Origin of the sequence: Pseudophaeobacter profundi, from assembly GCF_029697505.1 — a bacterium.
GTDB lineage: Bacteria > Pseudomonadota > Alphaproteobacteria > Rhodobacterales > Rhodobacteraceae > Pseudophaeobacter > Pseudophaeobacter profundi.
On sequence record NZ_JARJEF010000011.1, the window covers coordinates 99,475 to 112,783 of the forward strand.

Sequence of the window (13,309 nt, forward strand, 5' to 3'; positions counted from 1 at the left end):
GCACGGGGCAAGCTGGTGGCCAGTGCAAGACCCTACCGTGCAGCTTTTATGCCACAAGGACCGGCTATGCCATCAACGCTGTTTTTGTTTATCTGGCGCTATTCCAAGCGGCAGCAATTGGGGCTTCTGGCGCTGACGCTGCTGATCTTTCCCTTTCTCTATGCCGCCTTGGAACTGCCCAAGCGGATCATCAACGATGCCATCGGCGCGCCGGAACCCATTGTCATGGTCTGGGGACATGAGATGAGCCAGGTCGGCTATCTGCTGGTGCTGTGCTGTGGCTTTCTGGCGGCAGTTGTGGTGGCCGGGGTGCTGAAGATGCGGCTGAACACCGCCAAGGGCGTGGTGGCGGAACGGTTGCTGCGGCGGCTGCGCTATAGTCTGATCAGCCGGATGATCCGCTTTCCCAAGCCCTATTTCCGCACCACCAGCCAGGGGGAACTGGTGTCGATGATCACCTCGGAAAGCGAACCCATGGGCGGCTTGATGGGCGATGCGCTGGCGCAGCCGGTGTTTCAGGCGGGGCAGATGCTGACCATCGTGGTCTTCTTGTTCATGCAGAGCGTCTGGTTCGGGCTGGTGTCGATCGCGCTGATCCCATTGCAGGCCTGGCTGATCCCGCTATTGCAGCGCCAGATTAACCTGCTGAACAAAGAGCGCATCCAGGAGGTGCGCGCCCTGGCCGCCGAAATCGGGGAAACCGCCGCCGGGATCTCCGATCTGCGGGGCAATGGCGGCTGGCGGTTTCGTCTGGCGCAGATCTCGGATCGGCTGGGGCGTTTGTTTGAAATCCGCCGCCGGATTTACAACAAGAAATACTTCATGAAGTTCCTCAATAACCTGATCGGCCATATGACACCTTTTGTGTTTTATTCCGCTGGTGGGGTTCTGGCGATCCGCGGTGAAATCACCGTTGGCGCGTTGGTGGCGGGACTGGCGGCCTACAAGGATCTGTCAGCCCCCTGGAAAGAGCTGTTGACCTACTACAATCAGGTGCAGGACATGGGGCTGCGCTGGTCGATCATGACCGAACGCTTTGCCCCCAAGGGTATGATCGATGCGGCCCTGATCGAGGGCATGCCCGAGGATCTGCCGCATCTGCGCGGCGATGTGGTGTTTCGCAATGTGTCGCTGCGCGATGGCGATGGCAATATGGTGCTGGAAGATCTTTCCCTCACCATTCCCGAAGGCGCGCGGGTGGCGGTGCAGGCCAGCAGTGACGCTGAGCGCCGGGCCTTTGCCCAGTTGCTGACCCGCGATGTGCTGCCGACGCGGGGCTCTATTCTGCTGGGCGGGCACCGGCTGGAGGCGCTGCATCAGGGGGTGATTGCGGCGCGGGTTGGCTATGCCTATTCGCAGCCCTATCTGTTTGACGGCTCGCTGGGGGATAATGTGCTGATGCCGCTGCGGGCGACCCCGCAGTTGCCACGCCCTTCGGTGCGGACCCAGCGCCAGATCGCCGAGGCAGGGCGCGCAGGCAATAGCGCCGACCCGCTTGAGGCGGATTGGGTCAATCCGGCGCTGGCCGGGCTGGGGTCTGAAGGCGATCTGCGCGACTGGTGGTTCCAGCTGATAGAGGCCATGGGCGTCGATCAAGAGCTGTTCCGCCGCACCCTGAAGACGCAGTTTCAGATCGGCAGCCATCCGGCGCTGGAACAACAGATCGTGGCGCTGCGGCCACTGATCAAGCAGCGGCTGCTGGCGGCGGGGCTGGACGATGTGGTGCATCACTTTGATCCTGACAGCTTTCATCCGGCGGTGCCCCTGGCCGTCAATATCCTGTTTGCCGCCCCCCGACGAGACATCCCCCCGGAAGAGCTGCTGGCACCTGGGCGGCTGTTTTATCAGGTGATCCAGGACCAACATCTGGAAACCGAGACCCTGGGCATTGGTCTTGGCGTGGCAGAGATCCTGGTCAAGACCTTTGGCCGCGACAACTATGACCACCCGCTGTTCCAACGGCTTGGCATGGATGAAGCGCTTTATGCCCGCCTGTGCAGCGCCGTAGAGGAACATACTGCCCTGCAAAGCCAGTCGCCGGTGCCCGCCGAAGGGCTTAGCGAAGCGGCGCGGGCCAGTTTGATGACCATTCCGTTCTTGCTCTCGGCCGAGCAGATAGGCCCCGGTTTTCCAAATGGGTTCAAGGCGCGCATTCTGAACATTCGCGCCACCATCGGTGCGGCCTTGCGGGCGCGTTCTGGCGGGCTGTTTGTTGCGCTGGATCCGGCGGCCTATGTGCCGCGCCTCTCGGTGCTGGAAAACGCGCTCTATGGTAAAATCTCGCGCCATGCCGGCAACAAGGCGCATCAGGTCGAAGCCCTGGTGAGCGAGGTGATGACCGAACAGGGGCTGAACAAACGGCTGGCCCTGATCCTTTACGATCTTCCCTCTGGGCTGGGCGGGTCGTTGTTGGATCCGATGTTCCGCGAGCGTGCAGCCTTTACCCGTGCGGCAATCAAACGCCCCGACATCCTGATCCTGGATCGGGCCCTGGCCAGCCATGATTCCGCCAGCCGCCTGCGCACCCGCGACCGGCTGCGCGATCTGCTGCCCGCCAGCACCATGATCTTCATGGAGGACGAATTCCGCCACCCAGAGCGCTATGATCTGTTTGTCGAGATCCGCGATGGCCGTATCGACGGGGTTGAACGGCGGATGGATCCCAGCCCCGAGGGGATGGCGGCAGAGGATTTCCGGCAAAAAGCCGAGGTGATTGCCCGCGCCGATCTGTTTGCGCAGCTGGACACCCGCAACCAGCGCCTACTGGCCTTTTCCGCCCAGTGGCACCGGGTGGCACAGGGGGAGCTGGTGTTTGCCCAAGGCGAAAGCGGCGATGCCGTCTATCTCTGTCTGGAGGGGCGGGCAGAGCTGTTCTGGCCCGAGACCTCGGGCGGTGATGGGGGGATCGGCGCGGTGCCGGTGACCGTGATCGAGCCGGGCCGCTTGATTGGCGATCTGGCAGTGATCTTGCAGCAACCGCGCGAAATGGACCTGCGCGCCGTGGTCGACTGCCTGTTTCTGCGCATCGGCGCCGAGGAATATCGCGCGGTGATCGAGAGCGATGCCAAGGTCGCTACCCAGTTGCTGGAGACGGTCGCGGGACATTTGGTGGGCCTAGCAAAACAGGTGCGGCTTGCCGGGTTTCCGGTGGCAGAGCCGCTGGAGGTTGCAGTCTTTCCCGTTTCGGGCTCTGGTGTGTCTGGCGCGGATGAGCCCGGATCTTGTGATGCGCCGGACAGATGAGACCCAGACAGAGGGCCATGTAATATGAATGCAGAATCCGCTTATCAGGCGCATGAAACCCTGGTGGCACCGGGGCGGGCGAAATCCCATATCTGGCGGATACTGGCCGGGCTTGGCATCATTGCAGGGGTCAGCTACGCGTTGAACCTTGGGGCCTTCTTGCTGGTTCTGCAGCTGAGCTCTGCGGCGGATCTGGCGGCGGTGGTACAGGGCAGCACGCCTGCGGCAATGCTGCTGGTGCTGGTAACCTTTGGCTTTATGGCGCTGGGTGCCGGCGTCGCGGCGCGGCTGTTGCAGGGGCGCTCTTTTGTCAGCCTGGTCGGGCCGTTGGCGCCTCTGCTGCATCAGTTTACCCGGGTCTTTTTGCGGTTGCTGATTGTCTTTGGCATCGTTCTGGTGCTGCCGCCTTATGATTTTGGCGCGCCGCTGGTGCCCAATCTCGCGCTGTCGCTCTGGCTGGGGCTGCTGCCACTGTCGCTTTTGGCGGTTCTGGTGCAGGTCAGCGCCGAAGAGGTGGTGTTTCGTGGCTATTTGCAACAGGCGCTGGCGGCGCGATTTCAAAACCCGCTGATCTGGCTGCTGCTGCCCTCGGCGCTGTTTGGGCTGGCCCATTACATGCCGCAAGAGGCCGGCGACAATGCGTGGCTCTTGTGTCTGTGGGCCATGGGCTTTGGCTTGGTCACGGCAGACCTGACCGCGCGGGCAGGCACGCTTGGCCCAGCCATTGCGGTGCATTTCTTTAACAATATCGTTGCCTTGCTGGTTGTGGCATCGCCCAGCAGCCTGAACGGGCTGGGGCTTTACCTGCTGCCCTATGATCTGTCGGATGTGGCAGGGTTGCGGCCCTGGCTGATGGTGGACTGCGCGACGATGCTGGTGGCCTGGCTGGTGGCGCGGTTGGCGATACGGCGCTGATTGCAATTCGCGTCAATGCACCTTATCTGGGATGCCAAACCGGCCCCCCGATAGAGGCATGATATGAACTGGATCACCAATTACGTTCGCCCAAGGATCAATTCGATCTTTTCGCGCCGCGAAGTGCCTGAGAACCTTTGGCACAAATGCAGTGAATGCGGCACCATGCTGTTTCACCGCGAACTGAGCGACAATCAAAACGTCTGCACCAACTGCGGTCACCACATGCATATCACGCCGCGTGATCGTTTCGCCGCGCTGTTTGATGGCGGTGTCTTCACCGAGGTCTCGGTGCCGGAACCGATTGCGGATCCGCTGAAATTCCGGGATCAGAAAAAATATCCCGACCGCATGAAGGCGGCGCAGAAAAAGACCGATGAAAAAGAGGCCATGCTGGTCGCGGCGGGTGAAATTGGCCGCACGCCGATCATCGCCGCAGCGCAGGACTTTTCCTTTATGGCCGGCTCCATGGGGATGTATGTCGGCAATGCGATTATCGCCGCCGCCGAAGAGGCCGTGAAGCTTGGCCGCCCGCTGGTGCTCTTTGCAGCCGCTGGGGGAGCCCGCATGCAGGAAGGCATCCTGTCGCTGATGCAGATGCCGCGTACCACCGTTGCGGTGCAGATGCTGAAAGAGGCGAACCTGCCCTATATCGTTGTGCTGACCCACCCCACCACCGGCGGCGTGACGGCATCCTATGCGATGTTGGGCGATGTGCATATTTCCGAACCCAATGCGCTGATCTGCTTTGCCGGGCCGCGGGTGATCGAACAGACCATCCGCGAAAAACTGCCCGAGGGCTTTCAACGGGCGGAATACCTGCTGGACCACGGCATGCTGGACCGGGTGATCCCGCGTACCGAGATGCGCGATGAACTGATCACCATCATCCGCATGCTGATGGGGCTGCCACCACAGGTGGTGGGGGATCTGCCCGCCCCGAGCGAAGGCGAAACCGCCGCTCTTGAGGTCCCGGATGCCGCTCCACCCGCCCCATCGGACGGCTGAATGCGCTAGGCTATTGTGATGCGGCCCGCCTTTTACCAGGGTGGGCCGTTTGTCGTTTATCTGATCCCTGTCTTTGTTGACCCGCTGCCAGTTGAGTATGCTTCATGTCCCAGCCCAAATCCGACGTCATCCTCGCCCGCATGCTGGCGCTGCATCCAAAGATTATCGATCTGACGCTGGATCGGGTCTGGCAGCTGCTGGCGCGGCTGGACAACCCGCAGGACAGCCTGCCGCCGGTGATCCACCTGGCGGGAACCAATGGCAAGGGGTCAACCCAGGCGATGATTCGCGCCGGGCTTGAAGGCTGGGGGAAATCTGTCCACGCCTATACCTCGCCGCATCTGGCGCGGTTCCATGAACGCATCCGCCTGGCCGGAGAGCTGATATCCGAACCGCATCTCAGCGAAATTCTTGATGAGTGTTACGCCACCAACGGCGGGGAAAGCATCACCTATTTTGAAATCACCACCGTGGCCGGGCTGCTCGCCTTTGCCCGCACCCCGGCGGATTATACCCTGCTGGAGGTCGGCCTTGGCGGGCGGCTGGATGCCACCAATGTCATCGCCAAGCCAGAACTCACGGTGATCACGCCGATCTCGATCGACCATGAACAGTTCCTGGGCAATACCCTGGCCAAGATCGCCTTTGAGAAGGCTGGCATCATCAAGCGCGGCGTGCCGGTGGTGGTGGGCCCACAACCCGAAGAGGCCCTGGAGGTCATCGAAGCCAGGGCGGCGCAGCTTGGCGCGCCGGTCCTGGCCTTTGGACAGCAGTGGCATGTCAGTGAAGAACGCGGCCGCCTGGTGTATCAGGATGAGCGCGGCCTGCTGGATCTGCCAATGCCCGCGCTTCTGGGCGCACATCAGGTGCAGAACGCAGGCGCGGCCCTGGCGGCGCTGCGCCACCTGGGTGCTGATGAAACCGCCTGCGAAGCGGCCATGCTTCAGGCGGAATGGCCGGCCCGGATGCAGCGGTTGAAAACCGGCCCGCTGGTTGCGGCGGCCGGGCAGGCCGAACTCTGGCTGGACGGCGGTCATAACGCTGCCGCCGGTAGCGCCCTGGCAGAGGCCCTCGCAGCCTTGCCCAAACGACCGACCCACCTGATCTGCGGCATGCTCAACACCAAGGATGTGACCGGATATCTGGCCCCGCTGGCAATCCAGGCCGAGAGCCTGACGGCGGTCTCCATCCCGGATGAGGTCAACACACTGACGGCCAGCGAAACCCAGGCCGCCGCCGTGTCGGTTGGCCTGCCCGCCAACTGCGCAGAAAACACCGCCGCCGCCCTGGCGCAGATCCTGCACCAGGCCCCGCAGGCGCGGGTGCTGATTTGCGGTTCTCTTTACCTTGCGGGCCATATCCTGCGCGAAAACGGCTGAACGAAATACTCTGCCCCTGCTTCATTTGGCCCTAAATATCCACTTTTTTGCCCGCTCAACGGCTGGGCGCACTGGCCGCAAGGGCAGGGCTTGGTTGCGCCTGTGTTCCAATCGCAACCGGGGCGCGCAGTTCCAGGCCGAGGGGCAGGCTGGTCGAGCCTGGCAGCGAAACCAGAACATCGCAAATTCATGGGGCCTGAAAGCCCCTCATAGCCTGCCCATGCCGATGAACAATTGCCGCTCTTGATCTTTGATCGCGCGGCGGCCGTGCATGACACGGGTATTGTCGATAATGGCGACATCGCCGTCCTGCCAGTTGATCTCGACAGTGCAGGTCTCGGCGATCTCGCCCAGTTCTTCGATTTCATCCTTCGCAACGGTGCTGCCGTCGTCCAGTGTGTAGACGGGGGGCTCATAGTTATGCGACGGGCCAAGAATCGCGTTGGCAAAGGCCTGTCCCCCCGACAAGGCAGAGGCCCGCACCGGCGAGACCTTGATGCGGTACTCCAGCGATCCGTCGTTATTGAGCGTGAAATCCTGATCCGGGATCGCTGATTTGAACTGCAGGATATGTTCATGCGTGACCTCTTCGGGGGCGCTGATGGCGGGGTGTTCGTTTGCAAGATACCGTTTCCACAAGGTTTCAGGCAATGTACGGGTGACCATCATGCGCTGTGACCAGCGCCGCTGCTGCGCATCCGAAAACGCGTCAAAAACACGGCGACCGTCGCAAATTGTGGTCTGGGATCCCTCAAAAGCGGCCCGAGCGCTGTAGAAGGCAACCATGTCCGGGCAAACGGGTGTGTTGCCGTTTTCGATATGCAGGCCAATGGGGCCCAGACCTGCGTCTACCTTTTGCGTGTTCTTGTCTGAATTTTCGCGCGCAGGATCAAAGGTGATAGTCTTGCACAGCTGCGAGGTGACGGCGCTGAACGTGGCCATATCCATGGGAAAACCGCGCAGCAGGGTCCAGCCGTCCGACTGCAAATGGCCCTTGATCTGCGCAAGGATGGCGGGCGTGACAGAGGTTTCGCCAGCTTCGGCGGCACGGATAATATTATAGGTCATGGGGAATCCTGTGGATTTTGTAGGTTACGGACGTTGCAGCGGCTCAAGCGCCGCCAGCGTTTTGGGATCGCGGGCCTGCGCGCCGACCGATCTATCAACCAAAGCGGGCAACACGCGCTGCACTTTGACAAAGATGCTTTCCTTGCCTTTTGGGAAACTTTCGCGTTTGCCTTTCAGGATGGCATCCCATGCCTGCGCGGCGACCGTTTCGGCAGAGTCGAGCGTCATGTCCAGCGGTTCGATCAATGCGCTGAATGCGCCTTCTGCGGCGGTTCGGGTGGCGCGCGGCGCAATATAGGTCAGGCCAACGCCGGTGCCTGACAGCTCTCGCCGTAGCGCGTCCGAAAACCCGCGCAGGCCGAATTTCGTGGCCGAGTAGCCGGCAAAGAAGGGATAGGCGATGTCACCAAAAACAGAACCGATGTTGACAATGCGGCCTTTGCTGTGGTGCAGGGCGGGCAGCAGATCGCGGGTCAGGGCCATCGGTGCCACAAGGTTGGTCGTGGTCATCCGCTCAAGGTCTGTGTCGGCCATATCGGCGATGTGGCCAACGCTAAGCACACCTGCATTGTTGATCAGAATGTCCAGCCCGCCCTTTGTCGCCTGAACCAGCGCGGCGCGTCCCTTTGCCGTGGTTACATCCGCCGGGATGCAGCGTACATCGGCATCGCCACAGGCGAGCTTGGTCTGGTCCAATGTTGCGGATGTGCGGCCAGCAAGGATCAGCGCAAAGCCTTTGGTCGCGGCCTGAATGGCCAGTGCCCGGCCAATGCCGCTGCCTGCACCGGTAATGAGAACAGTATTTGCACGCGTCATGATGCGATCCTTCCTGCGGGATTGGGCAGGGCAAGGGCACTGCGGGAATTGATGATTTCTGCAACGACAGACCGGTTTGGCGTTCCTGCCGGGAAAAGCAGCTGCGGTTCGCACGGATCGGTGATGATGACGTCACTTGGGCGCGCATAGGGCGGCAGGTCCCTGAGGTAGCTATCAATCTGCGCCAGCTCGATCGGGGCCGCAGCCACCACGATCAAGACCAGGGCATCGTCTGACCTGCGCAATCCCAGCCCGGAGCTGACGATACGCGGATCGGCGTTGATGCGCTGTTCAATCCATTCAGGCGATATGTTGCGCCCCTCGCCGGTAATCAAAAGGGCGTCCTTGCGTCCATCTATGACCAGTCGTTCCCCATCAAAATGGCCCAGATCGCCTGTGCGCCACAGGTCCGGCGCAGCGGCACCGTTGAGATAGCCCGCCATGACCGTGGGGCCAGAGACAACGATTTCACCGTTGTCCAAGCTCACGTTGAGCCCCTTTAATACGGGCCCTACCGTTCCGGGGTGATTGTCGCCAGGGGTGTTCATGGCCACGACGGCACAGCATTCCGATAGCCCGTAGCCTTCGTGAACCGGGATGCCTGCGGCCAGGGCCTTGTTGATCAGATCAGGTGCGCAGGCAGCCCCGCCCACGGCGACGAAACGCAGGCTGTCGGGGGCGTGGCGGTCAGCCAGGGCCGTGACCCACCGGCCCAGAAGCGCGGGGGCCAAAAGGCTTGTGGTGGGGCGGATGTCGTCAAAGGCTGCGACCAGGGGGGCAATCGGCGCGCCGAAGAGGGATCTGGTCGCCGCATGCCGGAACACGGTTTTGGCACCGGCGACGATGGGCAGGAAGATCCCGCAGATTTGTTCCAGCAGCTGGGCCAGGGGGAGGAGGGAAAGATGCGTATCCGTCGCAGTGGCGGCGATGACGCGACTGAGCGCAGTGATAGAGGCACCCAACTGGCGGTCGCCCAGCACGACGCCCTTGGGCGTGCCGGAAGAGCCGGAGGTGTAAATGACCCGCTCTGCCCCGCCCGTATAAGGCCGAAGCTCCAGCGGTTCCGATGGGGTGGTCGACGCGTCTACGATCTTGAGATGCGGCAGGGCGGCAAAAAGGTCAGGGGAGGTTGTGATAACGGTGCCGACCTTGGCATCCATCAGGATATGCGCGTTTTGGTCAGCACTGAAAAAGAACGGCAAAGGGACCTGTCGTTTGCCACAAAGCGTCGCTGCAAGATCGGCCACCACATAGTCGATACCGCCAGCCAGACCTATCGCCACACTGCTGTCGATGGTCTCTAGATCGCGGGCCAGATGTTCCACTCGGGTGGCGAGGTCTTGCCAGCTGATACGGCCTGCGTCGTCTTCAAAAGCAATCTCTTGCGGGCGGGTGGCCGCGTGGTGATGTAACGCATCAAAGACTTGTTTCATCGCGCGGCCTCTGCCGCGATTTGCACGGCTGGCACGGCTGACACGGCGCGTGCGCGCGGGGACAGCACAACCGGCTGAGACAACACCTCACTAAATGCGCATACTCTTGGATCGGTGTCATAATAGCTGCCCCAATCCAGCGGATTGTCCACCATGCAAGCCCGTGCCTGTGCCAGTTCAACATATCCAAGCCCGGTTCTGCGCAACAAACGGCGCAGCGGCGTGGTGGCCGTGAAGACACCACAGGTCATGCCATTGTCGCGCCCCCAGCGGATCATTCTGTCCAGCATTGGCAGAATTGGAAACGGTGTTGTGGATGCGAGAGAGACGACTTCCATGATCTGGTCGGCAGGCACATGGATGCTTGCGGCGCTTTTCAAGGATGTTGAAAAATCCGACGCTAGATATGCATCGGAAAAGAACCCGTCCCGTGCGGTACGAATACCCGCAGCGCATAGAATTTCGCCATCCATGCGCTTTGCCGCAACCAAGAGCGGTGCAAATTCGCGAACTCTTGCGCCAAAGGCGTTCCAGTAAATATTCGTGATGTGATCTTGGATTGCCGCGCGCTCGGGGCAATCACCACTCAGAAACTCGATTTTCATTTGCGACCTCAACGTGCCTTGTTTTGACGTGTTGAGGCAGCATCGCGCGCCTGACTTACATGAGACTTACAGCAAGAGCCTAGGGATCAGAATTAAAGATAAAGGAGAAAACACTGCCGCCGCCCGTACGGTCTGCAATGCTGACCGTTGCGTTATGGCAGTCTGCCACGGATTTGACGATGGCCAGCCCTATTCCCGATCCGCTCTCTGTCGCATGGGGTTGGATGCCACGGTTGAACCGCTCAAACAGGGCTGTTTTTAGCGGGTCCGGCACGCCCGGTCCCCGGTCCAGGACCCGCCAGCCGGCCGGGTTTGACAAGATCTCTATTTCCACTTCGCTGTGTACAGCCGTGTAGTGCAGGGCATTCGCGATGAGATTGCCAAGCGCAATGGCCAAGAGGCCGGCGTTGCCGACGACCTCTGCCTGTTCGGCACCGGTGACGGACAAACTGCGCCCCGCGCGCAGGGCATCCTGCACATAGTTCTTTGCGGTTTCGACGGCAACGGTGTGCAAATCCACAGTTCCAAAACCGGTCAGAGGGGCGGAATCGGCCCGCGCCAGATCAATCAGCTGACTGAAGATTCGGTCGATCTGGTCTGCGTCCTGTGACAATGTTTGTTTGAGTGCCGCGTCCTCGATCCGGTCAATGCTGGACCTGAGCACTGCAATCGGTGTGCGGATTTCATGTGCTACATTCGACGAGAAATCCCGCTGCGCCTTGTATCCCTGTTCCAGGCGGTCAAAGGCCTTGTTTACATCTGCGACCAGTGGAACAAATTCAGCGGGCAGCCGGTAGGCATCAAGTCGGCGGCTGGCGGCAAGCGGACCAATCTCGCGTGCCTGTTCTGACAGGGCGCGCAGCGGCGCCAGTGATCTGCGGGTTGCCAACAAGGCTGCCGTAATCACCATCAGGACGCCAAGGGCACCCCACCAGATCTCTTCTTCGATTTCGTGCAGCAGTTTGGAAAATTGGGTCTCGTTGTTTCCCTTGGGATAGGTCGAGACCAGAACAAATATGTCCTGTTCCATGATGATCGCCCGCAGACCCAGGCCGACGCGTTCACCCGGTAACGTGACCGCGCGCGGTTTGCCCAGTTCCAGTGCTGCGAGTTGCTGCCAGATTCTATCCGATGCTTCTGCCCCGACAACGGGGCTGCCATCTCCGGTAAAGACAGTATAGCGAAAGTTCCCGTTGATCCCCCTAAACCGCAAGGCGTCGGGGTTCAGCCCAAAACTTGCGCTGGTTGGGTCGATCTGGCCGATGACCTCCCTGGCTTCTTCGATCATTGCCTCCCGGAGGTTCTCTTCGAGGTGTTCTTTGAACTCTTTGATCAGTACCAAACCGGCGAGGAGCAAACACAGGATCAACGCCGCCATGATGTTCAGCAGCAGCCCGCGTTTCAACGATCTTTGTGGCCCGAATAGAAACGCCCACAGGCTCATGCCAGACGTTCCTTGAGGACGTAGCCGATGCCACGCAGATTGTTGATTTCGATAGAGGCCCCCTTTTCGGCCAGCTTTTTGCGGACCCGGTGGGTCAGGACCTCAATTGCATTGGGCGTCGCCGCATCATCAAAACCATAAAGCGCGTTTTCAATGGCGTCTTTGGTGATGACCCTATCGGAGCGGCGCAGGAACAGCTCCAGCAATGCAAGCTCGCGTCTGGAGAAGGCGCAGGTCGTGCCCGCAATCGCCAGTGACCGATCTGCGGTTTCAAAGGTCACGTTCCCACATGTCAGGGTCACCCCAAGCGCCCCACCGGGGCGACGCAGCACGGCGCTAATGCGCGCGATAAGTTCGGCAACCGCAAAGGGTTTGACCAGATAGTCGTCAGAGCCTGTATTCAGCCCCTTGATGCGATCCTCCAATGCATCCCGCGCGGTGCAGATGATCACAGGCAATTGCGGATTGATCTGTTTGATCTGTGGCAGCAATTCCAGGCCATCGCGGTCCGGCAAGCCGAGGTCCAGAATAACCGCGTCATAGTCAAAGCTCCTGGCTGCATGCAGGGCATCGTCTGCTGTGTGGACCAGGTCGACGACGAAACCTGCATCACGCAAACTGGCGCTCGTGTTGAGCGCCAGTTTGTCGTTGTCTTCGATATATAGAAGCCGCATTTATTAGATCGCCCTATTTCCGAATGTATATAACCGTTGACCCATCATCCGCCTTGAACGCGACCTGTGCAAGGATGCCGTCAGCGTCATACCAAAGGTCACGCGCCAGATCGCCGGACACGCGGTAGTGATGTGCCGGGACACTCCCCGCTTTGGTTTCTACGGTGTCTGCGCCCAGATCGGCGACACGTACCGTCATGATCTTGCCATCAATGGTGTTCATCAGCTTGCTGCTGCGCAGGATATCATCGTTCCAAAGGCTGGCGGGCAAAGCCCCCTTGTTCGCAGTTTGCAAGCTGTGAGGCGCGCCATCATCATTTGTTGCTGAACTCAGTTCCTGCAACTTGCCGCTTTTCCACCTCTCTACACTGGTGTGTTTGAAGCTATAGGCGGTGGTTCTGATCAAAGGCACCTTTACCACAATGTCCGTCGCCACCTTCACAGTCAGTGCGCCGCCGCCACCAGAAAAACTGTAGCTGTGATCGCCAATATCCTTGCCTTTGCGCATGACGTCAAAGGCCAGTTTTCCATTTGAGGGGACCGAGAGGGCGTGAACAGGTGCGGCCAAGGCGACGGCAATCCCGGCGACCAGTGCAAGAAGACGCATATCAAACTCCATTGTTGTGCTGCGATTTGCGCTTCAATGGAAGGCGAGCCTTACAAGAGACTTACAAACGATCACCCCCTGAACATGCCGCTGTGCCGTGAAACGGGCAGAGCGGCT

General features: G+C 60.5%; 11 protein-coding genes. 4 read left to right on the forward strand and 7 right to left on the reverse strand.

Features of this window, described 5'->3' with window-relative positions; translation table 11 throughout:
- The first annotated feature begins 66 nt into the window (after positions 1–66).
- The 4 genes from P2081_RS16345 to P2081_RS16360 all read left to right on the forward strand — a co-directional run bounded on the left by P2081_RS16345 (position 67) and on the right by P2081_RS16360 (position 6,545).
- Positions 67–3,243, forward strand: a complete 3,177-nt coding sequence (locus P2081_RS16345) for an ABC transporter transmembrane domain-containing protein (protein ID WP_278923928.1) — start codon at positions 67–69, stop codon at positions 3,241–3,243.
- A 24-nt stretch (positions 3,244–3,267) separates the two neighbouring features.
- Complete coding sequence (locus tag P2081_RS16350; protein WP_278923929.1) at positions 3,268–4,158, forward strand: CPBP family intramembrane glutamic endopeptidase; 891 nt, start codon at positions 3,268–3,270, stop codon at positions 4,156–4,158.
- A 63-nt stretch (positions 4,159–4,221) separates the two neighbouring features.
- The gene (gene accD / locus P2081_RS16355; protein WP_278923930.1) at positions 4,222–5,166 is read left to right on the forward strand and encodes an acetyl-CoA carboxylase, carboxyltransferase subunit beta; all 945 of its coding nucleotides are present in this window, start codon (positions 4,222–4,224) and stop codon (positions 5,164–5,166) included.
- Positions 5,167–5,270: 104 nt separating this feature from the next.
- Positions 5,271–6,545 carry a bifunctional folylpolyglutamate synthase/dihydrofolate synthase gene (locus P2081_RS16360; RefSeq protein ID WP_278923931.1) on the forward strand — a complete coding sequence of 425 codons (1,275 nt, stop codon included), beginning with the start codon at positions 5,271–5,273 and terminating at the stop codon, positions 6,543–6,545.
- A 207-nt stretch (positions 6,546–6,752) separates the two neighbouring features.
- Here P2081_RS16360 and P2081_RS16365 read toward each other — a convergent pair whose 3' ends face one another.
- The 7 genes from P2081_RS16365 to P2081_RS16395 all read right to left on the reverse strand — a co-directional run bounded on the left by P2081_RS16365 (position 6,753) and on the right by P2081_RS16395 (position 13,192).
- On the reverse strand, positions 6,753–7,613 hold the full coding sequence (locus P2081_RS16365) for a TauD/TfdA family dioxygenase (protein WP_278923932.1): 861 nt from the start codon (positions 7,611–7,613) through the stop codon (positions 6,753–6,755).
- Positions 7,614–7,637: 24 nt separating this feature from the next.
- Entirely contained in the window at positions 7,638–8,429 is a 792-nt protein-coding gene (locus tag P2081_RS16370) for an SDR family NAD(P)-dependent oxidoreductase (RefSeq protein WP_278923933.1), read from the reverse strand.
- Entirely contained in the window at positions 8,426–9,862 is a 1,437-nt protein-coding gene (locus P2081_RS16375) for an AMP-binding protein (protein WP_278923934.1), read from the reverse strand. The genes P2081_RS16370 and P2081_RS16375 overlap by 4 nt, the downstream gene beginning before the upstream one ends.
- A complete protein-coding gene (locus P2081_RS16380) occupies positions 9,859–10,467 on the reverse strand; it encodes a thermostable hemolysin (protein ID WP_278923935.1) in 609 nt (202 codons plus the stop codon). The genes P2081_RS16375 and P2081_RS16380 overlap by 4 nt, the downstream gene beginning before the upstream one ends.
- Positions 10,468–10,546: 79 nt before the next feature.
- A complete protein-coding gene (locus P2081_RS16385) occupies positions 10,547–11,911 on the reverse strand; it encodes a sensor histidine kinase (protein WP_278923936.1) in 1,365 nt (454 codons plus the stop codon).
- The gene (locus P2081_RS16390; RefSeq protein WP_278923937.1) at positions 11,908–12,585 is read right to left on the reverse strand and encodes a response regulator transcription factor; all 678 of its coding nucleotides are present in this window, start codon (positions 12,583–12,585) and stop codon (positions 11,908–11,910) included. The genes P2081_RS16385 and P2081_RS16390 overlap by 4 nt, the downstream gene beginning before the upstream one ends.
- A gap of 13 nt (positions 12,586–12,598) precedes the next feature.
- Positions 12,599–13,192 carry a DUF6134 family protein gene (locus P2081_RS16395; RefSeq protein ID WP_278923938.1) on the reverse strand — a complete coding sequence of 198 codons (594 nt, stop codon included), beginning with the start codon at positions 13,190–13,192 and terminating at the stop codon, positions 12,599–12,601.
- Positions 13,193–13,309: the final 117 nt, after the last annotated feature.

What these genes read in the sequence shown, in the direction of transcription:
- P2081_RS16345 (WP_278923928.1), top strand. Translation starts at nt 67, where the DNA reads ATGCCATCAACGCTGTTTTTGTTTATCTGGCGCTATTCCAAGCGGCAG.
- P2081_RS16350 (WP_278923929.1), top strand. Translation starts at nt 3,268, where the DNA reads ATGAATGCAGAATCCGCTTATCAGGCGCATGAAACCCTGGTGGCACCG.
- accD (WP_278923930.1), top strand. Translation starts at nt 4,222, where the DNA reads ATGAACTGGATCACCAATTACGTTCGCCCAAGGATCAATTCGATCTTT.
- P2081_RS16360 (WP_278923931.1), top strand. Translation starts at nt 5,271, where the DNA reads ATGTCCCAGCCCAAATCCGACGTCATCCTCGCCCGCATGCTGGCGCTG.
- P2081_RS16365 (WP_278923932.1), bottom strand. Translation starts at nt 7,613, where the DNA reads ATGACCTATAATATTATCCGTGCCGCCGAAGCTGGCGAAACCTCTGTC.
- P2081_RS16370 (WP_278923933.1), bottom strand. Translation starts at nt 8,429, where the DNA reads ATGACGCGTGCAAATACTGTTCTCATTACCGGTGCAGGCAGCGGCATT.
- P2081_RS16375 (WP_278923934.1), bottom strand. Translation starts at nt 9,862, where the DNA reads ATGAAACAAGTCTTTGATGCGTTACATCACCACGCGGCCACCCGCCCG.
- P2081_RS16380 (WP_278923935.1), bottom strand. Translation starts at nt 10,467, where the DNA reads ATGAAAATCGAGTTTCTGAGTGGTGATTGCCCCGAGCGCGCGGCAATC.
- P2081_RS16385 (WP_278923936.1), bottom strand. Translation starts at nt 11,911, where the DNA reads ATGAGCCTGTGGGCGTTTCTATTCGGGCCACAAAGATCGTTGAAACGC.
- P2081_RS16390 (WP_278923937.1), bottom strand. Translation starts at nt 12,585, where the DNA reads ATGCGGCTTCTATATATCGAAGACAACGACAAACTGGCGCTCAACACG.
- P2081_RS16395 (WP_278923938.1), bottom strand. Translation starts at nt 13,192, where the DNA reads ATGCGTCTTCTTGCACTGGTCGCCGGGATTGCCGTCGCCTTGGCCGCA.